Origin of the sequence: Bacillus sp. SORGH_AS_0510 (assembly GCF_030818775.1) — a bacterium.
In the GTDB taxonomy this organism is placed as follows: domain Bacteria; phylum Bacillota; class Bacilli; order Bacillales; family Cytobacillaceae; genus Neobacillus.
This window is the reverse complement of record NZ_JAUTAU010000001.1, coordinates 2,393,463-2,419,318: the sequence shown is the minus strand read 5'-3', so window position 1 is coordinate 2,419,318 and position 25,856 is coordinate 2,393,463. Positions and strand designations below refer to the sequence as shown.

Sequence of the window (25,856 nt, the reverse complement as noted above, 5' to 3'; positions counted from 1 at the left end):
TATATTTTGATTTTCCTTTTTTCATAAAGTTATGTATAATGTGAGTATAGATGATCATATAGTAAAAAAGACCGAGAGTCCTGAGACATGCTCGGTCATGCAATAGTTGATTCCCTAAAAGGGGATCGGCATAAGGGCATAATCCACCACTTCTGCTTGCCGGCTCAAGGGTGGGTTATTTTTTTTTGTGGAAAGACAGAACAGTGACAATCAGACTAGCAAAGGAAATAGCTAACGTCAATGCTTGAAAAACTGTCAAAAGCATCACCCCCTTTCAATAGGAGAGTGTGCCGTCCACCCTTGAGAAATCTATACTATTGCATTTTCAATTATATCACTAAACAATATACCGAACAAGCGTTCTTTAAATATTGTGTAAATCACAGTACTTATCGACTAGATCCTCGATTTGATCCAGTTCTGGAAAATTACCCGAGAACTTAAATTGAATTTCTTCAATAAAGTCATTTCTTTTATAAACATGTATGGCCCCATTTTGTTGAATCACACTGTATTCAGGTACAAAGCGATACCCATTCCGCTCAATAGCTCCCATGTTCATACCCCTTTGATTGTATTTTTTATATTATTTGCAAAAACTGTTAGTCTAAACAGCTTTATAGCTTACAAATTAAAAGAGGATGGTGCAGCTGGCACACATCCTCCTCTAAAATTTATGCAGTTGTATACATTTCTTTTTTATTTGATTCATGACGAATGGTTGCTTGTGCAGCAGCTAATCTAGCTAATGGTACACGGTATGGTGAGCAACTGACATAATCTAAGCCTGTTCGGTAGCAGAAATCAATCGAACTCTTTTCACCACCATGTTCACCACAAATACCTGTTTTTAACGAAGGTTTTGTTGCACGGCCTAACTTCACACCCATTTCAACAAGCTTTCCAACTCCATTTTGGTCTAGGACAGCAAATGGATTTTCCGGTAGCACTTTGTTTTCAATATAAGCCTGGAGGAATTTTCCTTCCGCATCATCACGGCTGTATCCGAACGTTGTTTGTGTTAAGTCATTTGTTCCAAACGAGAAGAAATCTGCTTCACCCGCAATTTGATCTGCTGTTAGGGCAGCTCGTGGAATTTCAATCATTGTTCCAATTGTATAGTTGAAATTTTTTCCAGTCTCTTCTTGTACTAGTAATGCTGCTTCTACCACCAACTGACGCATTTGTTGTAACTCATTTACATGACCAACTAATGGAATCATAACCTCAGGTTCGACTACCATTCCCTTTTCTGCTAATGCTGCTGCCGCATAGAAAATTGCTTTAGCCTGCATTTCGTAAATTTCTGGATAGATCATTCCAAGACGACAACCACGATGTCCAAGCATCGGATTAAATTCATCTAATTGGCGAACCTTTTTTAGTAGTTTTTCCTTTTTCTTTAATTCCTCAGATTGAGGATCAATTAGTTGAAGCTTTGTCACATCTACTAAAAGCTCCTCTTTATCTGGCAAAAATTCATGAAGTGGCGGATCAAGTAAACGAATGGTGACTGGGAACCCTTGCATCGCTTCAAAAATCCCTTCAAAATCACCTTGTTGCATTGGTAAAAGATGATTTAATGCTTCCATTCTTTCCCCATAATTATCTGCAAGAATCATTTTTTGAACAATCGGAATACGTTTTAAATCCATAAACATGTGTTCTGTACGGCATAAACCAATACCGCCTGCTCCAAATTCAAATGCTTTCTTAGCATCCTCAGGGTTGTCGGCATTCGCACGAACACCAATTTTCCGCTCTTGGTCAGCCCATGCCAGTAAAAGCTGGAACTCATCTGATAGTTCAGGATCAATCATTGGAATTTCACCGAGCATAATTTCTCCGGTTGAACCATCAATAGTGATAATATCACCATAATTGATAACGGTACTGCCAACTCTAAATTGTTTTGCCTTTAAATCAATCTTTAAGGCTTCACATCCGCAAATACAAGCTTTTCCCATACCACGTGCAACTACGGCTGCATGGCTAGTCATCCCGCCACGGCTGGTTAAAATCGCTTGGGAAGCAACAATTCCATGAATATCATCAGGAGTTGTTTCCGGACGAACGAGAATTACCTTTTTACCATCATTACCTAACTGTTCTGCTTCATCCGCATCAAATACTACTTGACCAGTCGCAGCACCTGGTGAGGCTGGTAGACCTTTAGCTAAGATATTTTTCTCAAACGCATCGTCAATGCGGCGGTGGAGCAATTGGTTTAATTGATCAGGGTCAACACGTAAAAGGGCTGTTTTTTTGTCGATAATACCTTCTTCCACCATTTCAACAGCAATCCGAATCGCAGCCTGTGCTGTCCGTTTACCATTACGAGTTTGTAAGATAAATAGTTTGCCTCGCTCCACGGTAAATTCAATATCCTGCATTTCTTGATAGTGCTGTTCCAATCGTTTACACGTATCGGCGAATTGCTTATAAACTCCTGGCATTTCTTCTTCTAGTGTGGCAATTGCCTGTGGTGTACGGATTCCAGCTACCACATCTTCTCCTTGAGCGTTGATTAGATATTCACCGTAAAGAACATGTTCTCCAGTAGAAGGATTTCGTGTGAATGCCACACCTGTACCGGAATCATTCCCCATATTTCCAAACACCATACTTTGAATGTTAACTGCTGTTCCTAAATGATCAGGTATTTTATTTAAGCGACGGTAAACAATTGCACGTTGATTATTCCAAGAATTAAAGACGGCATTAATGGCAAGGAATAGCTGCTCCTTTGGATCTTGTGGGAAGTCTTTTCTGGTACGTTTTTTAACAATTCCTTTATATCCATTAATAACCTCTTGCCAGTCTTCTGCTGTTAACTCTGGGTCAGAAGAATATCCCTTTTGCTCGCGCGTTTCTTCTAATAATTGTTCAAAGTAATACGTATCAATTTCTAGAACCACATTACTGAACATTTGAATGAATCGACGGTAAGAATCATAGGCAAATCGAGGATTATTCGTAAGCTTTGCCATTCCTACAACTGTTTCATCATTCATACCCAGATTTAGAATTGTATCCATCATTCCAGGCATTGAAAAAACGGAACCAGAACGGACAGAAACAAGGAGAGGATTTTCTGGGTCACCTAATTTTTTTTCCATTTTTTCTTCTAAACGGATAAGAGCTTCTAGTGTTTGTTTCTCTACAATAGTAGGAATGGTTTTACTAGCTTCATAATATGCATTACAAGCCTGTGTGGTAATTGTAAAACCATATGGAACAGGTAAGCCGATTCTAGTCATTTCTGCTAGATTAGCACCCTTACCCCCAAGTAATTCTTTCATATTCCCATTACCTTCATGAAATAAATAAACGAATTTGTCCATTATTAAAAGCTCCTCTCTTTTTTTAAAACTTCTAATATTAAACCTGCAGTTTCTTCAACAGCCTTATTTGATACATCAATAATCGGACAGCCTACACGCTTCATAATTTTTTCCGCATGATCTAGTTCCTCTAAAATTCTTTCAAAGCTAGCATAATTGGCTTGGGAGGCTAGCCCTAAAGCTTTTAGACGTTCTGTCCGGATTTCGTTTAATTTATCAGGTGAAATGATTAATCCAATACAATTTTTTCTTGGAATTTGAAATAATTCATCTGGCGGCGGTACCTCTGGCACTAATGGAACATTTGCCACCTTAAAACGCTGATGTGCTAGGTACATTGATAATGGCGTCTTTGATGTTCGTGATACACCGACTAATACAATATCAGCCTTCGTGATTCCTCTAGGATCACGACCATCATCATATTTAACGGCAAACTCAATAGCTTCAATTTTCCGGAAGTATTCTTCATCCAGTTTTCTCATCAATCCTGGTTGATGATGTGGCTGTTTGTTGAATCTACTAACGAAAGCATTCATCAATGGCCCAAGCAAATCTACTGCTAATATACCCTCTTCTTGCGCTCTGCTATCTATATATGATTTTAAAGTAGGAACAACAATGGTATAGGCAATAACGGAATTAGCCTTTTTCGCTAATAAAATGACATCTTCTATATCTTCAAAATCTTCAACATAGGAGCTTCTGCGAATGTCTACATGTCCTCCGTTAAATTGTGTTGCGACTGCTTTTACTACAAACTCAGCGGTTTCCCCCACTGAGTCAGAAACTACATAAACCACTTCTTTTTGTACCAAAATAACAGCCACTCCCTTAGTCTGTTTTTTCTTCCATTATTTCTAAATATGCTCTTGTAATCGTGGTTTTAGTGATTCTCCCCACTAGCAAATATGTATTCTTTTGTTGATCCTTTTCTTTTACCACAGGTAATGAATCAATATGATTATGAATCATTTTTTTTGCTGCCTCTAGCAAGGTTTCCTCTGGATCTATGGTGATGATATTAGGCATTCTTGTCATAATGACACTAACAGGCAGGTCATGTAAATTTCTATTACCTAGTGAAGCCCTAAGTAAGTCTTTTCGAGAGATTACTCCTGCTAACTGTCCTTCAGAATCTACAGCATAAAGTGTCCCCACATCCTCAAGAAACAGCTGCACGATTGCATCGTAGACAGAAGTTGATTTTTCGACAACAATTGGATGCGCTTTATAATCATTTACTTTTTGGTGAATAAACTTTTTGGCTTGTTGTTTTACTTCAAAATTATCATTAAAGTAATACCCAACACGCGGCCTAGCATCTAAATTTCCCGACATTGTTAAGATGGCAAGATCGGGTCTTAGGGCTGCACGCGTTAGCGACAGCTTCTCTGCAATTTCTTTTCCAGTAATTGGTCCACTTTGTTTCACAATCTGTAGGATTTCATCCTGGCGTTTAGTAAGTTTAATCATTACCACCCCCATTTACACACCAATAAATATGCTATATTTATAACTTAAATTATAAATGTGTTATACTTATTTGTATATAGTATATTACATTTGTGTGAAATACGAAACAATTACTTTCATTTTTTTTGATAAAAATAAAAAACCTGCTTTCATAGCAGGTTTGCTTTACATTTGGCAATTAGGGCAATAGAATGTTTTTCTCGAAGATATTATTTCATTTACTATGTTTGCTCCACACCGGTTACATCTTTTCCCTTCTCGATCATATACCTGACATCTCATATTAAATCCACCCGTTATTGTATCTCCTTTAAATACGGGATTATCCATATAACCACCATACTTTATACCTTCCTGAAGAACAGACCTTAATGAATGATAAAGCCGTATCCGTTCTGGTTCCTTTATGTGATCAATGTCTTTTAAGGGAAGTATTCCTGCATGGAAACAAATTTCCGCTGAATAGCAATTTCCAATCCCAGCAATAAACTCTTGATCAATTAAAGTGGTTTTTAAACGTCCATGCTTATGTTCAATGATTTCTAAAAAGTAATTCAAAGTTAATGAGTTTATCAAGGGTTCTGGACCCAAATGAGAGAGTTTCTCCTCAGCTTCTTGCTCACTATATAAATGTAAATATCCAAGCCGGAGACCAATAAAGTAAAGCTGGAAATCTCCAAAAGAAATTTGTACTTGAATGGTTCGTTTCGGCCTTTCTGACTCCAAACCGAAAAACATCCATCCACCTAACATTAAATGTAACAGGAGTACTTGACCAGTTTGCAACTGGAAAAGAAGATGCTTTCCACGTCTATTAATGCTTATTACTTTTTGTTGAAGCACTTTTCTTTTAAAAATCTCAGGGTTTAGATTAATTGACTTTTCACGGTTGATTTGAATATCTGTAATGTTTTTACCAGCTATTTTTTGATTTAAAAGGATTTTATAATTCTCCATCTCAGGAAGCTCTGGCATAATATCTCCCCTAACTTCTAAATAATTTTGTCCCGTATAGCCTCCCCAAAATAGCGAATAAAAACCATTCCATATATATGAGAGAGTTAATACTTTACAAACAAAAAAACTGACTCAAACGAGTCAGTCTTACTTACCTCTTAATCTATATCTCTGCCAAAATGTTCTAGAATGAATTGGGATTCTTCCTCTGGAGAAGCTTTTCCTTTTGAAAAACCTATACTACCATTTTGCAGCCTCAAGATATAATCGTGGTCACGATCTACAGTACTAAAATCACCTTGCAACCATTTTTCTAAGATTTGAAGTAATTCGGTTCTTGTTTCGAAATCACTTCGATCAACTATTTGAAAAATTTTTATTTACCGTTGATGGAATCATAGGGACCGCTCCCCATTTATCCTTGGCTACAATTTTTTGATAACACATCTGATTCATAGTTGCTAAAACGTCTGCTTCGAGGAATTTATCTTAATATCATAGTCTATTTTATCCACTTTTTTTGCAAAAGCGATTGCTTCTTTTGGATGTTCTTTTACAAACTTCTTTGCCTCATAGCTATATCTATTATCTATAATCATATTCGTTGTGTATCCACCAATGGCAATAACTAAGGCAATTATTGAAGCTATGATCCACTTTTTTTTTTAGATTTTTCTTTGTAAATAGCTTTTTTTCCTCAGTCATAGATGCTAATCCCCCAATATATGTATGTACTCCCATTATATCACTGATATACTTATTCGTGTTTTACTTAATCAAGAAATCCAACAAAATAGTAACAGGTTCTGTTTTGAGGTGCTTTTCTTAAAATACGTGCCGAAATGGCAATCGTATTGGCATCGTTTTTGTAATAGAATAAAGTAAAACTCGTTATAGTAATTGGCGAATAATAAGATGTCTTTTCCATAATTACGTAGGCAGCAAAAGTAAAATAAGCGGAGATTTTCCGCTTATGCAGAGAAAAATTCCCTATTTTCGCACTTTTCGAGTCAATAGGCGGAATTTTCCCCTCTATTTTAGCGTTTTTTACTAATAAATTCTAAATAAGCGGAATTTCTCCGTCTATTTATAAACTCGTTCTTAGCCTGATTCCCCAACCGATTAGTGCGGATCCTCTTTATCATAGATGCGGGAATCCAGCTTTAAAAGATCGATAAAATTGGTACTCAAATCGGTAGTGCAAATGACAGAAGTTTTGACCTTCTATATTAATTGTAAACAAAATAGTTGAAAGGCATTTAAAATAAAAAAATCCAACTAAAAGTTGGATTTACAAAAGTATGTTTTACAGGGGTAGTAGGAATCGAACCCACACCAAAGGTTTTGGAGACCTTCGTTCTACCTTTAAACTATACCCCTAAAATGGTGGAGGGGGACGGATTCGAACCGCCGAACCCAGAGGGAGCGGATTTACAGTCCGCCGCGTTTAGCCACTTCGCTACCCCTCCATGTATGTATAAATGATAAAATGGCGGAGGAAGAGGGATTCGAACCCCCGCGCGGTTTAACCCGCCTGTCGGTTTTCAAGACCGATCCCTTCAGCCGGACTTGGGTATTCCTCCATTTTAAATAGCGGCGGAGGGGATCGAACCCCCGACCTTACGGGTATGAACCGTACGCTCTAGCCAGCTGAGCTACACCGCCATATTGTTTATCAGTTTATAAGTGGAGCCTAGCGGGATCGAACCGCTGACCTCCTGCGTGCAAAGCAGGCGCTCTCCCAGCTGAGCTAAGGCCCCAAAATGAAAAATGGTCGGGAAGACAGGATTCGAACCTGCGACCCCTTGGTCCCAAACCAAGTGCTCTACCAAGCTGAGCTACTTCCCGTAAAATATATATGGTGCCGAGGACCGGAATCGAACCGGTACGGTAGTCACCTACCGCAGGATTTTAAGTCCTGTGCGTCTGCCAGTTCCGCCACCCCGGCAATTTGAGAGCGGAAGACGGGATTCGAACCCGCGACCCCCACCTTGGCAAGGTGGTGTTCTACCACTGAACTACTTCCGCATATTAGATTAAATGGTGCGGGTGAAGGGAGTCGAACCCCCACGCCTTGCGGCGCCAGATCCTAAGTCTGGTGCGTCTGCCAATTCCGCCACACCCGCATAATTAATGAAATGAAGTAAAAAACAACTGGTTTGATATGCTTCACATAAGAAAAATCAATGAAGAATGGTGCCGGCGAGAGGACTTGAACCCCCAACCTACTGATTACAAGTCAGTTGCTCTACCAATTGAGCTACACCGGCAAATAGTTTGGAAAAAAGTATTAGATTGTACACGCTTTCTATGTTATCGTCATCCTGACCTCAGAAAGCTTAATCAAGTAGTAGCTCGGTCAGTATGCTGAAGATTATTCAGGAAGCTTTTTCGGTCGTGCTCTACCAATTGAGCTACACCGGCAAATAGTTTGGAAAAAAATATTAGATTGTACACGCTTTCTATGTTATCGTCATCCTGACCTCAGAAAGCTTAATCAAGTAGTAGCTCGGTCAGTATGCTGAAGATTATTCAGGAAGCTTTTTCGGTCGTGCTCTACCAATTGAGCTACACCGGCAATAGTTAGAAATATATGGTGGAGGATGACGGGATCGAACCGCCGACCCTCTGCTTGTAAGGCAGATGCTCTCCCAGCTGAGCTAATCCTCCATATAAAAGATAGCCTGGCAACGTCCTACTCTCACAGGGACTTTCGTCCCAACTACCATCGGCGCTGAGAAGCTTAACTTCCGTGTTCGGTATGGGAACGGGTGTGACCTTCTCGCCATAGTTACCAGGCCTACTACACTGAATATTCTTCCTTGCGGGCTGCGACGAGCTGAAGATATGCATCTTCGATTATGCTATGGCGCAGGAGCAGACATTCAATGTACTATGATTTATGAAACTAGTTCAATGAACTGTGCTCATTGAGAGTTCATTCCCTCAAAACTAGATAATGTAGAAGAAAATTCAATAAACAATTGAGTTCGCTTTAAAACTTGGTTAAGTCCTCGAACGATTAGTATCAGTCAGCTCCACATGTTACCACGCTTCCACCTCTGACCTATCAACCTGATCATCTTTCAGGGTTCTTACTAGCTTGACGCTATGGGAAATCTCATCTTGAGGGGGGCTTCATGCTTAGATGCTTTCAGCACTTATCCCGTCCGCACATAGCTACCCAGCGATGCCTTTGGCAAGACAACTGGTACACCAGCGGTGCGTCCATCCCGGTCCTCTCGTACTAAGGACAGCTCCTCTCAAATTTCCTGCGCCCACGACGGATAGGGACCGAACTGTCTCACGACGTTCTGAACCCAGCTCGCGTACCGCTTTAATGGGCGAACAGCCCAACCCTTGGGACCGACTACAGCCCCAGGATGCGATGAGCCGACATCGAGGTGCCAAACCTCCCCGTCGATGTGGACTCTTGGGGGAGATAAGCCTGTTATCCCCGGGGTAGCTTTTATCCGTTGAGCGATGGCCCTTCCATGCGGAACCACCGGATCACTAAGCCCGACTTTCGTCCCTGCTCGACTTGTAGGTCTCGCAGTCAAGCTCCCTTGTGCCTTTACACTCTACGAATGATTTCCAACCATTCTGAGGGAACCTTTGGGCGCCTCCGTTACTCTTTAGGAGGCGACCGCCCCAGTCAAACTGCCCACCTGACACTGTCTCCCACCCCGATAAGGGGTGCGGGTTAGAATTTCAATACAGCCAGGGTAGTATCCCACCGACGCCTCCACCGAAGCTAGCGCTCCGGCTTCTACGGCTCCTACCTATCCTGTACAAGCTGTACCAAAATTCAATATCAGGCTACAGTAAAGCTCCACGGGGTCTTTCCGTCCTGTCGCGGGTAACCTGCATCTTCACAGGTACTATAATTTCACCGAGTCTCTCGTTGAGACAGTGCCCAGATCGTTACGCCTTTCGTGCGGGTCGGAACTTACCCGACAAGGAATTTCGCTACCTTAGGACCGTTATAGTTACGGCCGCCGTTTACTGGGGCTTCGATTCAGAGCTTCGCTTTTAAGGCTAACCCCTCCTCTTAACCTTCCAGCACCGGGCAGGCGTCAGCCCCTATACTTCGCCTTGCGGCTTCGCAGAGACCTGTGTTTTTGCTAAACAGTCGCCTGGGCCTATTCACTGCGGCTCTTCGAGGCTATTCACCTCAAAAAGCACCCCTTCTCCCGAAGTTACGGGGTCATTTTGCCGAGTTCCTTAACGAGAGTTCTCTCGCTCACCTTAGGATTCTCTCCTCGCCTACCTGTGTCGGTTTGCGGTACGGGCACCTTTTATCTCGCTAGAGGCTTTTCTTGGCAGTGTGGAATCAGGAACTTCGGTACTAAATTTCCCTCGCTATCACAGCTCAGCCTTTGCGGAAAGCGGATTTTCCTACTTTCCAGCCTAACTGCTTAGACGCGCATATCCAACAGCGCGCTTACCCTATCCTCCTGCGTCCCCCCATCACTCAAACGATAAAGAGGTGGTACAGGAATATCAACCTGTTGTCCATCGCCTACGCCTTTCGGCCTCGGCTTAGGTCCCGACTAACCCTGAGCGGACGAGCCTTCCTCAGGAAACCTTAGGCATACGGTGGATGAGATTCTCACTCATCTTTCGCTACTCATACCGGCATTCTCACTTCTAAGCGCTCCACCAGTCCTTACGGTCTAGCTTCAACGCCCTTAGAACGCTCTCCTACCACTGACATCTACGATGTCAATCCACAGCTTCGGTGTTACGTTTAGCCCCGGTACATTTTCGGCGCAGAGTCACTCGACCAGTGAGCTATTACGCACTCTTTAAATGGTGGCTGCTTCTAAGCCAACATCCTGGTTGTCTAAGCAACTCCACATCCTTTTCCACTTAACGTAAACTTTGGGACCTTAGCTGGTGGTCTGGGCTGTTTCCCTTTTGACTACGGATCTTATCACTCGCAGTCTGACTCCCACGGATAAGTCTTTGGCATTCGGAGTTTGTCTGAATTCGGTAACCCGATGAGGGCCCCTAGTCCAAACAGTGCTCTACCTCCAAGACTCTAACAACGTGAGGCTAGCCCTAAAGCTATTTCGGAGAGAACCAGCTATCTCCAAGTTCGATTGGAATTTCTCCGCTACCCACACCTCATCCCCGCACTTTTCAACGTGCGTGGGTTCGGGCCTCCATCCAGTGTTACCTGGACTTCACCCTGGACATGGGTAGATCACCTGGTTTCGGGTCTACGACCACATACTCATTCGCCCTATTCAGACTCGCTTTCGCTGCGGCTCCGTCTCTTCAACTTAACCTTGCATGGGATCGTAACTCGCCGGTTCATTCTACAAAAGGCACGCTATCACCCATTAACGGGCTCTAACTACTTGTAGGCACACGGTTTCAGGAACTATTTCACTCCCCTTCCGGGGTGCTTTTCACCTTTCCCTCACGGTACTGGTTCACTATCGGTCACTAGGGAGTATTTAGCCTTGGGAGATGGTCCTCCCTGCTTCCGACCGGATTTCACGTGTCCGGCCGTACTCAGGATCCACTCAGGAGGGAACGAAGTTTCGACTACAGGGTTTTTACCTTCTCTGACGGGCCTTTCCAGGCCGCTTCATCTACCCCGTTCCTTTGTAACTCCATGTAGAGTGTCCTACAACCCCAAGAGGCAAGCCTCTTGGTTTGGGCTATGTCCCGTTTCGCTCGCCGCTACTCAGGGAATCGCGTTTGCTTTCTCTTCCTCCGGGTACTTAGATGTTTCAGTTCCCCGGGTATGCCTTCAATACCCTATGTATTCAGGTAAAGATACTGTTCCATTACGAACAGTGGGTTCCCCCATTCGGAAATCTCTGGATCAAAGCTTACTTACAGCTCCCCAAAGCATATCGGTGTTAGTCCCGTCCTTCATCGGCTCCTAGTGCCAAGGCATTCACCGTGCGCCCTTTCTAACTTAACCTAAAAGGTTTATTACTCTATATATAATAGAGAGAAAACTAAAATGGCGATTACTCGATGTTTCTTGACTTTCTTCTTTACGATTATCTAGTTTTCAAAGAACGAGGCTACTGACTTCATTCACATCATGATTGAACATCAGTGCATTTGCATCATGCTGCCTTGCGACGAGCTGAAGAATTACCTCTTCGAATATGCTATGGCGCAGGAGCAAAGCAATTATTAAGACGTTTAAATCTAGTTGTAAAAGACCAACTAGTCAGAGAGAAATTGCACTCTCAAAACTAAACAAACAGAAAACAATCAAACAAACATGTTTTGTCTGGCTCATATGTCCAACTTATATCCTTAGAAAGGAGGTGATCCAGCCGCACCTTCCGATACGGCTACCTTGTTACGACTTCACCCCAATCATCTGTCCCACCTTAGGCGGCTGGCTCCTTACGGTTACCCCACCGACTTCGGGTGTTACAAACTCTCGTGGTGTGACGGGCGGTGTGTACAAGGCCCGGGAACGTATTCACCGCGGCATGCTGATCCGCGATTACTAGCGATTCCGGCTTCATGTAGGCGAGTTGCAGCCTACAATCCGAACTGAGAATGGTTTTATGGGATTGGCTAAACCTCGCGGTCTTGCAGCCCTTTGTACCATCCATTGTAGCACGTGTGTAGCCCAGGTCATAAGGGGCATGATGATTTGACGTCATCCCCACCTTCCTCCGGTTTGTCACCGGCAGTCACCTTAGAGTGCCCAACTGAATGCTGGCAACTAAGATCAAGGGTTGCGCTCGTTGCGGGACTTAACCCAACATCTCACGACACGAGCTGACGACAACCATGCACCACCTGTCACTCTGTCCCCCGAAGGGGAAAGTCCTATCTCTAGGAGTGTCAGAGGATGTCAAGACCTGGTAAGGTTCTTCGCGTTGCTTCGAATTAAACCACATGCTCCACCGCTTGTGCGGGCCCCCGTCAATTCCTTTGAGTTTCAGCCTTGCGGCCGTACTCCCCAGGCGGAGTGCTTAATGCGTTAGCTGCAGCACTAAGGGGCGGAAACCCCCTAACACTTAGCACTCATCGTTTACGGCGTGGACTACCAGGGTATCTAATCCTGTTTGCTCCCCACGCTTTCGCGCCTCAGCGTCAGTTACAGACCAGAAAGCCGCCTTCGCCACTGGTGTTCCTCCACATCTCTACGCATTTCACCGCTACACGTGGAATTCCGCTTTCCTCTTCTGCACTCAAGTCCCCCAGTTTCCAATGACCCTCCACGGTTGAGCCGTGGGCTTTCACATCAGACTTAAAGGACCGCCTGCGCGCGCTTTACGCCCAATAATTCCGGACAACGCTTGCCACCTACGTATTACCGCGGCTGCTGGCACGTAGTTAGCCGTGGCTTTCTGGTTAGGTACCGTCAAGGTACCGGCAGTTACTCCGGTACTTGTTCTTCCCTAACAACAGAGCTTTACGACCCGAAGGCCTTCATCGCTCACGCGGCGTTGCTCCATCAGACTTTCGTCCATTGTGGAAGATTCCCTACTGCTGCCTCCCGTAGGAGTCTGGGCCGTGTCTCAGTCCCAGTGTGGCCGATCACCCTCTCAGGTCGGCTACGCATCGTCGCCTTGGTGAGCCGTTACCTCACCAACTAGCTAATGCGCCGCGGGCCCATCTGTAAGTGTCAGCCGAAACCGACTTTCAGCTTTCCCTCATGTGAGGAAAAGGATTATCCGGTATTAGCACCGGTTTCCCGGTGTTATCCCAGTCTTACAGGCAGGTTGCCCACGTGTTACTCACCCGTCCGCCGCTAACCACCGAAGTGGTTCGCTCGACTTGCATGTATTAGGCACGCCGCCAGCGTTCGTCCTGAGCCAGGATCAAACTCTCCAAGAAAGTTGATTAGCTCATTTTGTTACGTTGGCTAACTTCAATTATGAAGTTAAATGTTATTGTTTGTTGACGTTTTTGTTTGTTTAGTTTTCAAAGGACAATCTCGCTATTTTTCTATCAATCTATAATTCAGCGACATTTATTATATTAACATAATGAATGTCGTAAGTCAACTTCTATCAAACTGTTTTTTAACAAGAAATTATCGTGTTCAACAATTTAAAGCAGCGACAATGACTATAATACTATCCTTGAGTTTATTCGTCAACAAGAAATTTTCTATAATGGTTAGGATATATTTTTTAGGAAAAAATACTTAGTAAATCGTTATCGTAAAGGAGATGTGTAGTTTATGCATAATTATTTATATAAAAAGGACGAAGAAAGCGGAATTACTATTCCAATAAATCAAGAATCACTAGATAGCTCGAGTCAAGGAGAAAAGCTCCCTGAATTTGATGTAATCGGAACAGCACTTAATGATATTTAATCATTTAAAAAGCCCTTTACAAACTTTTTACTTGTAAAGGGCTTCTTCGTTATCTTTTTAATGCCTTCAAAACGATTGCTTCGCCTTGAAATGAAATCACTTGATCGTCCTCTGTCACAATCCGAAATTTCTCTTTAACTTTTGCAGATGCTCCAATAATGTAATCAGATAATTTTTCTTTTTCTTCATTAGATAAATTCATCCGACCGCACCACGTCTCAAAACGAAATGTTTTATCAAAGCGGTGCCATTCATAAATTTCAAAACCAGCTAATTCAAGCATTTGAAGCCATTCGCTTTTCTTCCATGCTCTAAAATGGCTGTAATCTCTCCATTTTTCGATTGTATTATAGAATTCATCAAAGATATCTTCTTCTGGAACAACATTATCATCGAGTAAAAATTGTCCATTTGTTCTTAGTACACGATATACTTCATTAATAAATTGATTTACATTCGGAAAATGATGTGGTGCAATTCGACAGGTTACAATATCAAAGGATTCATCTGAAAACGGTAAATCTTCAGCATCCCCATGTAAAAACTGTACATTTTGGTGCCCGTTTCCTTTAATAAAATTTTCTGCTACAAGCAGCATTTCTGGTGTCAGATCGAACGCAGTAATATTTTTCACAATGGATGCAAAGGCATTAGCAGTGTGTCCACCACCTGTTGCAATATCAAGGAGTACTTCCTCCCCTATTGCGGATACCATTTGCAATAACTTCTGTAAGTCCTTTCCCTCTTTGTGAATAGTACTGTTCACATAAAAGTCTGCACTTCTTCCAAACTGCACCTGTACGTCTTTTTTTACATCCATGTTAATCCCTCCATCATTTTCTTTATACTTTGACTATAAAATAGAAACTTAATAAAGAAAATGACGGTTATTTTATAATTTACGATAAGAAATAATTATTAAGTTTATTTAATTTCTAATACAACAGGACAATGGTCACTTCCCAGGATATCTGAATGAATGTCAGCCATCATTAATTTTTCAATCAATGTTTCTGACACAATAAAATAATCAATCCGCCACCCTATATTCCTTTCACGAACTTTATTCATGTAAGACCACCAAGTATAAGCTCCTTCTTTATCGGGATAAAAATGACGAAAGCTATCTACAAAACCAGCAGAAAGTAAAGCTGCCATTTTGTCACGTTCTTCATACGTGAAACCTGAATTTCCAAGGTTAGATTTTGGATTACGTAAATCAATTTCTTGATGAGCTACATTTAAATCGCCACATAAAATAATCGGCTTCAATTCGTTTAACTCCTTCAAGTATTGCAAAATGCGATCCTCCCAATCCAATCGATAGGAAATTCTCGCTAGGTCTCTTTGTGAGTTAGGCGTATAAACATTCACCAAGAAGAAGTCATTAAATTCCAAAGTTAGAATTCTTCCTTCCCCTTCACTTTCATCCGCTCCCACTCCATATCTTACAGACAGTGGCTTCATTTTAGTGAATACCGCTGTTCCCGAATATCCCTTTTTTATGGCATAATTCCAGAATTGATGGTATCCCTCCAGTTCGAGGTCTATTTGACCTTCTTGAAGTTTTGTTTCCTGTACACAGAAAATATCTGCATCAACCCTTTGAAAATAATCCATAAACCCTTTCTTCACACAAGCTCTTAGCCCGTTTACATTCCAAGAAACTAATTTCATTTCTTCTCCCTCGCTGACATCTTTTATCATTTTTTTGTTTGTAGATGTCATTTTACCAGCTTGGTTATAATAGGGAAAGTACAATGTATTTGGCATAACATATGAAAAAAGGCACCCACAAAGGTGCCTTTCTCTCATGGTACAAAATACTGTTCAGCTAATTTACCAGAAAACAATTCAGAAACAGGAACAATTTTAATATTTCGCTTCTTGAATTCTTCAACAGAACCGAATATACCAATTGAACAAACCTTCCCCGTCACACCTACGTGACCAATGGCAATTCCTTTTCCTTTCATTTCTGTTACCCTTGCAAGACGGATCATTTGTTTATGCACGTACGCGGATGAAGATATATCATCTAGAAATACATCTCTTTTCAGGAGTGGCACTCCCAATTCTTTTGCAATCTCTGGAAATTTTGATTTTGGGCTTGTTCCACTGTCGATGATAAACAGTTTTCTTTCTTTGGCTACCTCAACAATCGCTCGGACAATCTCTTCATTCTCAACAGCAAGTGAACCCATGTGATTATTGAGTCCTACGGCATATGGTACACTTTTTGTCGCTTCTATAACCCTTTTTCGAACCTCTTCTGGTGAGAGATCGACCGTAATTGGTTTAGGGCCAAGCCAAGACCTTTTCCCTCTTTTCGGTTCCATCGGTAAATGAATCATAACTTCAAAACCATTTTTATGAGCCCACTCTGCATGTGCCTTAGAATTTTCAGTAAAAGGCATAACTGCAGCTGTAATAGGAATGTTTCCTTCTAAAAAATCACGAACACCACCGGTGCCCCCGCCAAAATCATCAATAATAATTGAAGCCTTTAATTGTTTTTGTGTTTCAATAATTTTCGCTTCTGCGTTGGACTGAAACATAAATATAATTGTAGTCATAAGAACTAGAACAAGCTTTTTCATAGCAACCCCCATAAATGAACTTTGAGTTTAATTTGCCCGTTCAAACGGTTCCTTACAACACCCTAAATATATTTTGTTAGACAAAAATAAAAAGGGCTATTTCTAGCCCTCCCTCAATCAATTATTCTTCGTCATATACTTTTACTTCTACCATTTTGTCACCATTTCTCATTGCCTTTGCCGTTTCAAGTCCAGATGTCACTTGACCAAATACTGTGTGAACACCGTTTAGATGTGGCTGAGATTCATGAACGATAAAGAACTGGCTTCCGCCTGTATTTCTTCCTGCATGAGCCATTGATAACGCACCAGGAACATGCTTATGAGGATTTCCTTCTGTTTCACAGTTAATTGTATAACCAGGTCCACCCATTCCTGTTCCCGTTGGGTCGCCTCCTTGACTTACGAAACCAGGAATTACTCGGTGAAAGACTACCCCATTGTAAAAGCCTTCATTTGCTAATTTTTCAAAGTTAGCAACTGTTCCAGGAGCTTCATTTGGATAAAATTCAAGCTCCATCTTTTCTCCATTTTCCATCAATATGTATCCTTTTTTAGCCATTAAAAACACTCCTTTATGTGAAAATCATTTTTATCATACACTTTTCGAAAAAGAAAAGAAAGTTTGGAACTTCAATTTTCCATCGCCTATTTATATTTTTACTCGCTTTGTGTTAAAATATATTTACCCCTTCCGAACATTCGCTTGTTGCGGGACACTTAACCACTGTACGGACGGAAGGGGCTGGTGCCATTCGTTGGCATCAGAAAAAGCCGGGACAATTGTTCCGGCTTTTTTTATCCTCTATATTTTTCTAACCAGTAGTTTATGGCAGAACTCATAAGTAATAAAAGGAAATATTCAATAAAAATGTAAAGATGGTTCCAATGTACAGAATGGACAAATACCCCACATACCTCTGCAAATTTTTCAAAAATGGCGACCAACAAACTTAAAAAGAGAATTATACCTATCCTTCCCCATTTATTTACCTGACTTTCTGTCAGAAGAAAAAGGTACACAAGGAGAGGCAGCCCAATGAACGAAGAAAGAATATTGATTGAAAAAGTATCAGACAGTGGTCTAAATGGATATTTATAAAATTCCATTGTAACAAACAAGAAATTAAGTAGATTTCCGAGAAGAGTAACCAATATCACTGGAATAATAATATTTTTACTCAAAAAATTGAATCGCCTTTTTGAAAAGGACTGTAAGCTCAAGTTGCTCAAGTGTTTTACAGTATTCATTTAATATCTCCCCATCTATCTCTTCATTATTTTCAAAAAAATTACTAACCACATTCCAATCTTTAAACCAATCCCCTATCTCTGCTTTTTCATGTGTAACATTTTTCCAGGCATATACTAGGGAGGGACTATAAATTTTGCTTGCTCCTTGTTTAAGTTGACATGATTTTAATTTCAGCTGGTAAGCAGTTCCTGGTGTTCCCTCATTTACATTATTAAAAATATGTGGCCAATAATCTTTTCTTGAACCTGTATGGGGATGATCTTTTGCCCATTCAATTGATTGTGTTAATACTTCCTTCTCTTTAAAGAGAATTTTATAAAGCTTTTTTCCAATTATTATTCGCTTATTTAAGGATTCAAATTGATGAACAGTTAGACCCGACAGATTTTTTTGACCAAGAGGTAAAAGGATTTGATTGTACGAAAGTAAGTCTTGTAATAGGAATTCAAATTTTTTAAAGACTGTATTTTGAAAATACTGATTTTGAACTACCCTGCTTTCTAGATAGTTTTGTTCGTTTATTATTAAGGCTTTTGTCATTATTAAAGGATCTTTACTCCTCCAAAAGTAATCCCATATGGTTACCATAAAAACAGATACTCCGAGAAAAGGTAATAAATAAAACAATGGTTTATTTTGCTTTACACTTTCCTCATAAATGAGCAATTGGGGATAAGCATCTTGAAAAATCAACCAATTACTTCTTTCTAAAAACCTAAAAAAAATATACCTATCATTTTGAGACATCAATCGAGGTAAAAATTCCCCTTGCAAGTCTGTCATATTCCAACCGCCGTTACGTGAAACCATATGAGCAAGAAATGCCCAATGAATTTCAGGATATTGAAGAAAAAAATTAAGATAGGCGTTTGTTCTTATTACATTGTTAATGTTTAATCTTTGAGTATTTTCTTTAACTTTTTCTATAAGAGCTTGATCCCTCCTTCCTAAATTGGAATTGTTCATTATTAACGTTTTTTTCTTTAATTCTTGTATGAGTGTTTCGATTGGTGTTTTCTTTTGATTTTGATTAAATATTTGTCACCAAACCTCCCTTACGAATTCTCCTACCTATGTGAGAATATCTATAGATTAGTAAAAATTTTAGGGAGAGGATTGTGAATTTAGCATGACTGATATAAGAAAAGGTATGGATTGGCTAATAGATCGATTAAGACAAGATCAATCTCCCGATGGTTCTTGGAACTATCCCTTTGAGACGGGCATATCCACAGATGCTTATACCATCATTTTATTACGGACATTGGCATTAAATGATGAGGAATTAATTCAAGGATTGGTAAAAAGAATTTTAAGTAAACAAGAAAAAAGTGGAGCCTGGAAACTTTTTTATGATGAAGGAGACGGGAATCTTACGGCAACCCTTGAGGCTTATTATGCTTTGTTATACTCAGGTTTGCTCACTAAGGAAGATAACCGACTGATAGCAGCAAAAAAATATATTCTATCTAAGGGCGGGTTAGAAGAAGTTAATATGTTTACAAAAGTCATGCTCGCCATAACCGGGCAATATAAGTGGCCATCCTTTTCCCCGCTCCCCATTGAAGTCATCCTACTACCCTTTCACTTTCCAATTAATTTTTATTCATTTTCTATTTTCGGCAGGGCAAATCTTGCACCGATCATGATCTTAGCTGATAAAAAATTCACATTAAAAACACCATTTAGCCCTGACTTATCTCATTTACATTTGAAACGTAACCAAAGTAATCATTGGAGTCCTACCACAGAATATCGTTCCTTGTTCTCTTTTATCGAAGAAGGGGTAAAAAGCTTACTAGGGTTGCCTGAACAGCTTCACCAATTAGCCATTGAGCGAGCAAAAAAATATATGATTGATCGAATTGAACCAGACGGTACTTTTTATAGCTATTACAGCAGTACTTTTTTAATGATATTTGCTTTACTAGCCCTTGGTTATAAAAAGAATGACCCTATAATCATCAAGGCCGTATCCGGTCTGAAGGCAATGAAGTGTGAAATAAACGGAATGCCACATATGCAATATACTACTGCGAATGTATGGAACACCTCATTGATTAGCTATAGCTTGCAATCAGCAGGAATTGATACAAATGACACAATGGTTCTTAAGGCTAATCAATATCTTCTTGAACGCCAGCACCATAAATTCGGAGACTGGGTAATTCATAATCCTAGAACGATGCCGGGAGGATGGGGGTTTTCAGATGTTAACACAATTAATCCTGATGTTGACGATACAACCGCCTCGTTAAGAGCCGTATCGAGAATGGCACAAGGTGAATTAAGTGCCTGGGATCGAGGGGTGAACTGGTGCTTGTCAATGCAAAACGATGACGGCGGATGGCCAGCCTTTGAAAGAAACATCGATTCAAAATTACTTCAATTTCTACCGATAGAAAAAGGAGAATTTCTTATTGCTGACCCTTCAAGCGCTGATCTTACTGGTCGCACTCTTGAATTTTTCGGAGCTTATACAAACCTTTCTAAAGAACAAACCACCATTAAACAAGGAGTACATTGGCTTCTGCGGAATCAGGAAAAAAATGGCTCATGGTATGGAAGATGGGGTATCTGTTACATTTACGGTTCCTGGGCAGCAATCACAGGTTTGCGATCTGCTGGAATATCCTCAAGCCATTCCTCAATTCAAAAAGCGGTTGCATGGTTACACGATATTCAGAATAAGGATGGAGGATGGGGAGAGTCCTGTCTTAGTGATAGTAAAAAGACCTACGTCCCTTTAGACATTAGTACATTAACCCATACTTCTTGGGCATTAGATGCCTTAATTGCCGCTTCAAAAAAAACAACACCAGAGATTCAAAATGGTATCACCTATTTGCTTAAATCATTAGAAAAAGAGGATTGGACTACCGCTTATCCTAAAGGGCAAGGAATGGCGGGAGGGTTTTATATGCACTACCATAGTTATCGTTTTATCTTTCCACTCTTAGCATTATCACATTATCAAAAAAAATTTGAATCCTAAACATAAACCATCGACGGTTAGAGGAAAACGTCGATGGTTTTTAATTAGATATAAATTGATTTACCTGTTTATAGATTTCAACAATCTCATCCATTTTCATTCTAACTAGTCCGCTTGATGATGGTGCGACAAAATCAGTAATCCCAGCTAGAACTGACTCCTCTTGTGCACCCCATGGAATTTCTTTTCGTCCGCTATATTGCTGATAAACACCCTTACCAACAAAGCAGACTAGTTTCGGCTTTAGTTGTTCAATTTTACTTTTTAAGATTTCTCTTCCCTCTTTATATTCATCCTTGGTGATTTCATCAGCTGCTTTCGTCGGCCGTTGGACAATATTGGTGAATCCATATCCTATTTCCAAGAGGTCAGCATCTTCATAGGGATCATATTTACGTGGGGTAATTCCTGCTTCGTACAAAATTCTCCAAAACCGGTTATTTGGATTGGCATAATGATGCCCTACCTCACCGGAACGAATACTTGGATTAAAACCCACAAACAGGATTTTTAATCCTTCCTTAATATGATCATTAATCGGTTTCATAGAAATCTCCTTATACAACTATCTTGATAGTACTCATTTTATCATATTATTTATAATTTTATTTTATGGTATCTGATTGGATACGGGGATATGAAGTAATAATCGTAGCAAGTAGACCTACAATGGTAATGACCAATAAAGAATAAAGAAGTCTAATATCTTGAAGTAGAAAAAGCCCAGTAAGTATAATCATGCCATCCATCATAACCATAATGACACCGACATTAATTCTTGACCATTTAGAGATTAATAGTGCAAGCAAATCCATACCGCCAGGACTAATATGATTTCTTAACATGACCCCAACACCAATCCCGATAATGATTGCCCCAACTATTACACTGCTTAATAGGGGCAAATGAAATCTTCCGTTTAACGGGAGTAAACATTCAATCATAATGCCTGATAGGACCGCACCAAGCAATCCATTAAAAAAATAAGCTCGATTAGTTTTGTAGGCAAACATGTAAATAGGGATGTTTAGAAAAATAAAAATAATTCCTGCTTTAAACCCAAAAATATACTTTATTAATAGGCTAACTCCAAAGAGCCCTCCATTAATTAAATGAAATGGAAGGATGAATCCATTTATACCAATCCCTAACATAGTACTTCCAAATCCAATAATAACCAATTTTTTTAACATAACATCATTCCTTGTCCAAATCCTTTACTAACACTTATATGATTAGTATGAAAGAATCATTCAAAGGAACTTCTGAATTAGAAAAGCACAAGCGCCTTGGTCAGCCCCGACAGGCAAATGTTCTTCGGCAAGAGAAGTCCGCCTTTTGACTTTTCTTGCCGAAGGTTATTTGACCCGAGCTGTAACAATCATCGCTTTATCAAGCCATGATTGTTACAAGATACTCAAGGTAGAATATTCAGGATGAAAACTGGCTAGGTGCTGGAGCTGGACCATTCTCGAAGTCGAAAAATATATTTTAAAATACAATGAAAAAACGAAGCCAAATTGACTCCGTTTTTCTTTACGCTGCTGTAGCGGTTTTTACATTTCTTTTAAGAACTTGTTTTAAAAATGAGATTACGATCGTTAAAAATGGTAACCCCCATAAAAAGAATGCATAGGGAAGGTACTCAATTAAAGGAATTCCCACAATCGTACTGCACATAATAGCAAGCACACTCCAAGGAATCATCCCCGGAAACAGCATAGTGGAATCTCCCATCACTCTAGCTAATTCTTCTTTTCCATACTTTTTTGTCCAATGCGGTAAAAAGGACCTCCCTGTTAATATAATCGGGAGTGTTTGATTTGCAGCAATGACGCTGATTAGTAACGTGGCCAAGAGTGTTCTTAATGTATCACTCATTAAAGAATGGGAAGATTGAAGCCATTTATCTAAATAAGGCTGAATGACATTTAACTTTTCTATTAAGCCATTATAGGCACCGGCCAACACAAGAAATAACAGTAGCTCATAGATATGCACGAATCCTCCACCGAGGCCTTCTACTCCAAACCAAATTCTTGGGATGATTTCTGAAAAAGCTACCCCGTTAACAAAAGCAATCATCACTGCTGATAAAATACTAAATAGGAATGCGTATATGATACTTAACCGACAAACGACCATCCCTATCAACACAAGGGGTGGAATAAATGTAAACACAGAAACCTCGCCCAAAGAAAAGGAATGGTGATGAATGGCTGACTTGTTGGTATGTAAGTAATCTAGTACACCATATAAACTAAAACAAATGACTATAGCAATAATTGATGTCACTAACATAGCCTTCCATTGATTACTCACCGTCACCTCCACCGTATGTGATAATAATTGATGACTGCTTGAAAATGGCGACGTTCGGTCACCAACAAAAGCACCTGAAACCAATGCTCCTGCTACTATTTCCGGCGGAAGTTGAAGGACCACTGCAGTACTTAATATAGGAATTCCAATTGCACTTAATGTTCCAACTGTTGTACCAAGGAGCATCGAGAATGCCATCGCAACTAGAAAGGTAAGGAGAAAGAAATGGTGGGGATGTATTATATAGAGTGCGACCTTCACCATTTGGTCAATTGTCCCAGCTAAGTACCACGAAGGTAGTAAAACACTCACCAAGGATAAAATAATAATAACTACTTTTGTTTTTTGTATTCCCTTCAAACTAAACATAAGGGTTACTTTAAATGAATATTTCTTCTTAAGAGCTAATAGAAATAGAACTAAATAGCCAGGGGAAAAGCCTACAACAAGGGGTTCATGAAAACTTACCGACCAGATAACACCTAAAATAGTAACAAGGAGAAGCGTAAAAACCTGTAGAGAAGAGAATTTTGAAGTCATTTTATTACCCCACCTTCAGAAAAAGAAAATATGACTAATTATAAGAGATATTTCGCTAACCGAAAAGTCCTAATCATATAAAAAGAGCCGTAATATTACGGCTCAAGACATTCCTCTTGGAATTTTAGATATTTAAACCACTTCATCAAGTAAAGAATATAGCTGGTCTCGTTCATTTTCCTTACTTTCAATATCCATATAAATTTTTTGCAGTAAATCAAGCTCAATTTCTTCCTCGAGCTGTCGTTTAAGTTGATGGAGCTCAAATTCTATTTGCTCAATTCTCTCTTCAATGTCATCGACCTTCACCTTTTCTTGTCTGGCCGGTTGTATAAATTGTTTAGAAGCTTTTTGATTGCTAATAGACGTAGAACCTTGTTTCTCTACAAGTTCCCTTAACTTTTCTTTTGCCCAATCGTAGTTTCCATCAAAAAAGTGTATAGTTCCGTTTTGAAGCCAATAGATTTTATGAAACAATTTATTAAGGAAATAACGATCATGAGATACAGCTAAAATGGTTCCATTAAATTGTTCGAGTGCCTCTTCTAGCACTTCACATGAATCAATATCCAAGTGATTTGTTGGCTCATCCAATATCAGCAGATTGATATCTTGATACATCAACTGCGCAAGTCTTAGTCGCATCCGCTCCCCGCCGCTAAGCTGGTTAACTTTACGAAATACAGCTGGCCCGTAAAACAAGAAGCGGGCTAAAATATGCCGGGCATCCCCTTCATTAACCACTACTTCAGACCGAAATACGTCAATTACCGTTTCATCACCAATGTTACTAAATACATGCTGTGATAAGTACCCTACTTTAACATTACTTCCAACTTTAACAATTCCACTGTCAGCTTCCATTTCCATTAAGATCATTTTCAGAAGAGTCGATTTGCCTGTTCCATTTTCACCTACTATTGCCACACGGTCCTTATATTGAACAAGCATATTTACTTGTTCAAATAGAGTTCGATTCCCAAAAGACTTTGATATTTCCTTCAAAACAATTGCATCCTTGCCACTTCGGTCATTAGCTTCAAAATCAATCGCCATTCTTTTCACATCTATTTTTGGACGTTCTAGTTTTTCCATACGATCAAGTGCCCGTTGCATATTAGTTGCACGTTTATGAAGTGCAGCACTTGGAGGATTGGAACGATTAGCCCAAACACGAAGCCGTTTAATGGCTTCTCTCATTTTCTTCATTTTTCGTTGTTGTTCTTGATACTCCTGAAACTCTCTTAATAACCGCTCTTCCCTTTCCCTTACATAACCGCTGAAATTCGTATGATACAATTCAATCTCTCCATCTTCCATTTCAAGAACTTTGGTAACAACCTCATCTAAAAAGTAACGGTCATGAGAGATAAGAACAATCGTTCCTATGAATTCTCTTAAATACGATCCAAGCCATTCAATCGCTTTTAAATCCAAATGATTAGTGGGTTCATCGAGTAAAAGAAGGTCGGGATTGATGAGTAAGCTTAAACCAAGTCCGACCTTAGTTTTTTCTCCACCGCTTAGTGATGAAAAATCTTTATCAAGCAGGTTGTTTATATTTAGACCGTTTGCAATCCGCTCTAGTTGAGCGTCCATTTCGTAACCGCCATTTAACATAAACTCATCCTGCAAGCTTCCGTACTGATCCATTAATCGTTGCAGTTGAACAGGAGTATTTTTCAGGCCCATTTCTACTTCTAGTTGTTTAAGTTTTGCCTCAATGTCTAATAATTTTACAAAAGCAGTTTTTAAAACCTCTTTGCCAGTTAGACCATTAAAATCAGGGATCTGTGCAAGATATCCGATTTTCAAACCTTTTCTCCAATGAATCACCCCTTCATCCACCGTTTCTTGGTTGGCCAACAACTTCATTATCGTTGTTTTACCTCCTCCGTTACGGCCTACAAGACCGATCCTGCTTCCTTCTAAAATCTCAAACGATAAATCCTTAAAAATTTGATTACCACCAAATGATTTTCCTATATGATTAACGCTACAAATTATCATGTTCAATCTCCTTTTAATTAAATCTAGTTGAACACATCCT

19 protein-coding genes, 11 tRNA genes and 3 rRNA genes are annotated in these 25,856 nt (G+C 40.1%); 2 read left to right on the top strand and 31 right to left on the bottom strand.

Annotated elements, in window-relative coordinates; all coding sequences use genetic code 11:
* Positions 1-175: 175 nt before the first annotated feature.
* From QE429_RS24445 to QE429_RS12370, 21 genes are all read right to left on the bottom strand, one after another.
* The gene (locus QE429_RS24445; protein ID WP_373463196.1) at positions 176-265 is read right to left on the bottom strand and encodes a putative holin-like toxin; all 90 of its coding nucleotides are present in this window, start codon (positions 263-265) and stop codon (positions 176-178) included.
* Positions 266-364: 99 nt separating this feature from the next.
* Positions 365-556, bottom strand: a complete 192-nt coding sequence (locus QE429_RS12460) for a YbxH family protein (RefSeq protein ID WP_307287337.1) — start codon at positions 554-556, stop codon at positions 365-367.
* 118 nt (positions 557-674) lie between these two features.
* The gene (gene ppdK / locus QE429_RS12455; protein WP_307287335.1) at positions 675-3,344 is read right to left on the bottom strand and encodes a pyruvate, phosphate dikinase; all 2,670 of its coding nucleotides are present in this window, start codon (positions 3,342-3,344) and stop codon (positions 675-677) included.
* Positions 3,345-3,346: 2 nt separating this feature from the next.
* Positions 3,347-4,162, bottom strand: a complete 816-nt coding sequence (locus QE429_RS12450) for a pyruvate, water dikinase regulatory protein (protein WP_307287334.1) — start codon at positions 4,160-4,162, stop codon at positions 3,347-3,349.
* A gap of 16 nt (positions 4,163-4,178) precedes the next feature.
* Positions 4,179-4,820 carry a transcriptional regulator CcpN gene (ccpN, locus tag QE429_RS12445; protein ID WP_307287332.1) on the bottom strand — a complete coding sequence of 214 codons (642 nt, stop codon included), beginning with the start codon at positions 4,818-4,820 and terminating at the stop codon, positions 4,179-4,181.
* Positions 4,821-4,985: 165 nt separating this feature from the next.
* Positions 4,986-5,795, bottom strand: a complete 810-nt coding sequence (locus QE429_RS12440; protein WP_307287330.1) for an Fpg/Nei family DNA glycosylase — start codon at positions 5,793-5,795, stop codon at positions 4,986-4,988.
* Positions 5,796-5,935: 140 nt separating this feature from the next.
* Positions 5,936-6,142 (bottom strand): DUF6241 domain-containing protein, encoded by a 207-nt coding sequence (locus tag QE429_RS24440; protein ID WP_373463250.1) that lies wholly within the window; start codon positions 6,140-6,142, stop codon positions 5,936-5,938.
* Between the two features lie 944 nt (positions 6,143-7,086).
* A tRNA-Trp gene (locus QE429_RS12435) sits at positions 7,087-7,157 on the bottom strand.
* A gap of 4 nt (positions 7,158-7,161) precedes the next feature.
* Positions 7,162-7,246, bottom strand: a tRNA-Tyr gene (locus QE429_RS12430).
* A 21-nt stretch (positions 7,247-7,267) separates the two neighbouring features.
* Positions 7,268-7,360 (bottom strand) — tRNA-Ser (locus QE429_RS12425).
* Positions 7,361-7,368: 8 nt separating this feature from the next.
* A tRNA-Met gene (locus QE429_RS12420) sits at positions 7,369-7,442 on the bottom strand.
* Between the two features lie 22 nt (positions 7,443-7,464).
* Positions 7,465-7,537 (bottom strand) — tRNA-Ala (locus QE429_RS12415).
* 11 nt (positions 7,538-7,548) lie between these two features.
* Positions 7,549-7,625 (bottom strand) — tRNA-Pro (locus tag QE429_RS12410).
* An 11-nt stretch (positions 7,626-7,636) separates the two neighbouring features.
* Positions 7,637-7,725, bottom strand: a tRNA-Leu gene (locus QE429_RS12405).
* Between the two features lie 8 nt (positions 7,726-7,733).
* Positions 7,734-7,805 (bottom strand) — tRNA-Gly (locus tag QE429_RS12400).
* Positions 7,806-7,818: 13 nt separating this feature from the next.
* Positions 7,819-7,903: transfer RNA gene (locus QE429_RS12395), tRNA-Leu, on the bottom strand.
* Positions 7,904-7,971: 68 nt separating this feature from the next.
* Positions 7,972-8,047 (bottom strand) — tRNA-Thr (locus QE429_RS12390).
* 324 nt (positions 8,048-8,371) lie between these two features.
* Positions 8,372-8,447: transfer RNA gene (locus QE429_RS12385), tRNA-Val, on the bottom strand.
* A 12-nt stretch (positions 8,448-8,459) separates the two neighbouring features.
* Positions 8,460-8,576: ribosomal RNA gene (rrf, locus tag QE429_RS12380) — 5S ribosomal RNA — on the bottom strand.
* A 203-nt stretch (positions 8,577-8,779) separates the two neighbouring features.
* Positions 8,780-11,718, bottom strand: a 23S ribosomal RNA gene (locus QE429_RS12375).
* A gap of 351 nt (positions 11,719-12,069) precedes the next feature.
* Positions 12,070-13,607, bottom strand: a 16S ribosomal RNA gene (locus QE429_RS12370).
* The 16S, 23S and 5S rRNA genes sit together here with 11 tRNA genes alongside, the layout of an rRNA operon.
* A 349-nt stretch (positions 13,608-13,956) precedes the next feature.
* Here QE429_RS12370 and QE429_RS12365 point away from each other — a divergent pair.
* The gene (locus tag QE429_RS12365; RefSeq protein WP_307287328.1) at positions 13,957-14,094 is read left to right on the top strand and encodes a hypothetical protein; all 138 of its coding nucleotides are present in this window, start codon (positions 13,957-13,959) and stop codon (positions 14,092-14,094) included.
* Between the two features lie 49 nt (positions 14,095-14,143).
* On the opposite strand, the gene QE429_RS12360 is transcribed toward QE429_RS12365, so the two are convergent.
* The 6 genes from QE429_RS12360 to QE429_RS12340 all read right to left on the bottom strand — a co-directional run bounded on the left by QE429_RS12360 (position 14,144) and on the right by QE429_RS12340 (position 18,915).
* Positions 14,144-14,914, bottom strand: coding sequence for a class I SAM-dependent methyltransferase (locus QE429_RS12360; RefSeq protein WP_307287327.1), 771 nt, complete (start codon positions 14,912-14,914; stop codon positions 14,144-14,146).
* Between the two features lie 104 nt (positions 14,915-15,018).
* Positions 15,019-15,771, bottom strand: a complete 753-nt coding sequence (locus QE429_RS12355) for an exodeoxyribonuclease III (RefSeq protein WP_307287326.1) — start codon at positions 15,769-15,771, stop codon at positions 15,019-15,021.
* A 134-nt stretch (positions 15,772-15,905) separates the two neighbouring features.
* On the bottom strand, positions 15,906-16,694 hold the full coding sequence (locus QE429_RS12350; protein WP_307287324.1) for a divergent polysaccharide deacetylase family protein: 789 nt from the start codon (positions 16,692-16,694) through the stop codon (positions 15,906-15,908).
* Positions 16,695-16,815: 121 nt separating this feature from the next.
* Positions 16,816-17,256: a peptidylprolyl isomerase gene (locus QE429_RS12345; RefSeq protein WP_307287322.1), complete on the bottom strand. Its 441-nt coding sequence runs from the start codon at positions 17,254-17,256 to the stop codon at positions 16,816-16,818.
* A gap of 236 nt (positions 17,257-17,492) precedes the next feature.
* The gene (locus QE429_RS24435; protein WP_373463195.1) at positions 17,493-17,945 is read right to left on the bottom strand and encodes a CBO0543 family protein; all 453 of its coding nucleotides are present in this window, start codon (positions 17,943-17,945) and stop codon (positions 17,493-17,495) included.
* The gene (locus tag QE429_RS12340) at positions 17,872-18,915 is read right to left on the bottom strand and encodes a DUF2515 family protein (RefSeq protein ID WP_307287321.1); all 1,044 of its coding nucleotides are present in this window, start codon (positions 18,913-18,915) and stop codon (positions 17,872-17,874) included. The genes QE429_RS24435 and QE429_RS12340 overlap by 74 nt, the downstream gene beginning before the upstream one ends.
* A gap of 163 nt (positions 18,916-19,078) precedes the next feature.
* Between QE429_RS12340 and shc the strand changes: the two genes are divergently transcribed.
* Entirely contained in the window at positions 19,079-20,944 is a 1,866-nt protein-coding gene (shc, locus tag QE429_RS12335; RefSeq protein ID WP_307287319.1) for a squalene--hopene cyclase, read from the top strand.
* Between the two features lie 40 nt (positions 20,945-20,984).
* Here shc and QE429_RS12330 read toward each other — a convergent pair whose 3' ends face one another.
* From QE429_RS12330 to abc-f, 4 genes are all read right to left on the bottom strand, one after another.
* The gene (locus tag QE429_RS12330) at positions 20,985-21,491 is read right to left on the bottom strand and encodes a mismatch-specific DNA-glycosylase (RefSeq protein ID WP_307287317.1); all 507 of its coding nucleotides are present in this window, start codon (positions 21,489-21,491) and stop codon (positions 20,985-20,987) included.
* A 58-nt stretch (positions 21,492-21,549) separates the two neighbouring features.
* Positions 21,550-22,137, bottom strand: a complete 588-nt coding sequence (locus QE429_RS12325; RefSeq protein ID WP_307287315.1) for a YitT family protein — start codon at positions 22,135-22,137, stop codon at positions 21,550-21,552.
* A 343-nt stretch (positions 22,138-22,480) separates the two neighbouring features.
* Positions 22,481-23,806 carry a Na+/H+ antiporter NhaC family protein gene (locus tag QE429_RS12320; RefSeq protein WP_307287313.1) on the bottom strand — a complete coding sequence of 442 codons (1,326 nt, stop codon included), beginning with the start codon at positions 23,804-23,806 and terminating at the stop codon, positions 22,481-22,483.
* Between the two features lie 132 nt (positions 23,807-23,938).
* Positions 23,939-25,816 (bottom strand): ribosomal protection-like ABC-F family protein, encoded by a 1,878-nt coding sequence (abc-f, locus tag QE429_RS12315; RefSeq protein WP_307287312.1) that lies wholly within the window; start codon positions 25,814-25,816, stop codon positions 23,939-23,941.
* Between the last annotated feature and the right edge of the window lie 40 nt (positions 25,817-25,856).

Coding starts and splice junctions, on each gene's coding strand:
- QE429_RS24435 (WP_373463195.1), bottom strand. CDS start 17,945: ATGAATACTGTAAAACACTTGAGCAACTTGAGCTTACAGTCCTTTTCA.
- ccpN (WP_307287332.1), bottom strand. CDS start 4,820: ATGATTAAACTTACTAAACGCCAGGATGAAATCCTACAGATTGTGAAA.
- abc-f (WP_307287312.1), bottom strand. CDS start 25,816: ATGATAATTTGTAGCGTTAATCATATAGGAAAATCATTTGGTGGTAAT.
- QE429_RS12320 (WP_307287313.1), bottom strand. CDS start 23,806: ATGACTTCAAAATTCTCTTCTCTACAGGTTTTTACGCTTCTCCTTGTT.
- QE429_RS12360 (WP_307287327.1), bottom strand. CDS start 14,914: ATGGATGTAAAAAAAGACGTACAGGTGCAGTTTGGAAGAAGTGCAGAC.
- QE429_RS12440 (WP_307287330.1), bottom strand. CDS start 5,795: ATGCCAGAGCTTCCTGAGATGGAGAATTATAAAATCCTTTTAAATCAA.
- QE429_RS12365 (WP_307287328.1), top strand. CDS start 13,957: ATGCATAATTATTTATATAAAAAGGACGAAGAAAGCGGAATTACTATT.
- QE429_RS12350 (WP_307287324.1), bottom strand. CDS start 16,694: ATGAAAAAGCTTGTTCTAGTTCTTATGACTACAATTATATTTATGTTT.
- QE429_RS12340 (WP_307287321.1), bottom strand. CDS start 18,915: ATGAACAATTCCAATTTAGGAAGGAGGGATCAAGCTCTTATAGAAAAA.
- QE429_RS12345 (WP_307287322.1), bottom strand. CDS start 17,256: ATGGCTAAAAAAGGATACATATTGATGGAAAATGGAGAAAAGATGGAG.
- ppdK (WP_307287335.1), bottom strand. CDS start 3,344: ATGGACAAATTCGTTTATTTATTTCATGAAGGTAATGGGAATATGAAA.
- QE429_RS12355 (WP_307287326.1), bottom strand. CDS start 15,771: ATGAAATTAGTTTCTTGGAATGTAAACGGGCTAAGAGCTTGTGTGAAG.
- QE429_RS24445 (WP_373463196.1), bottom strand. CDS start 265: ATGCTTTTGACAGTTTTTCAAGCATTGACGTTAGCTATTTCCTTTGCT.
- QE429_RS12325 (WP_307287315.1), bottom strand. CDS start 22,137: ATGTTAAAAAAATTGGTTATTATTGGATTTGGAAGTACTATGTTAGGG.
- shc (WP_307287319.1), top strand. CDS start 19,079: ATGACTGATATAAGAAAAGGTATGGATTGGCTAATAGATCGATTAAGA.
- QE429_RS12330 (WP_307287317.1), bottom strand. CDS start 21,491: ATGAAACCGATTAATGATCATATTAAGGAAGGATTAAAAATCCTGTTT.
- QE429_RS12460 (WP_307287337.1), bottom strand. CDS start 556: ATGGGAGCTATTGAGCGGAATGGGTATCGCTTTGTACCTGAATACAGT.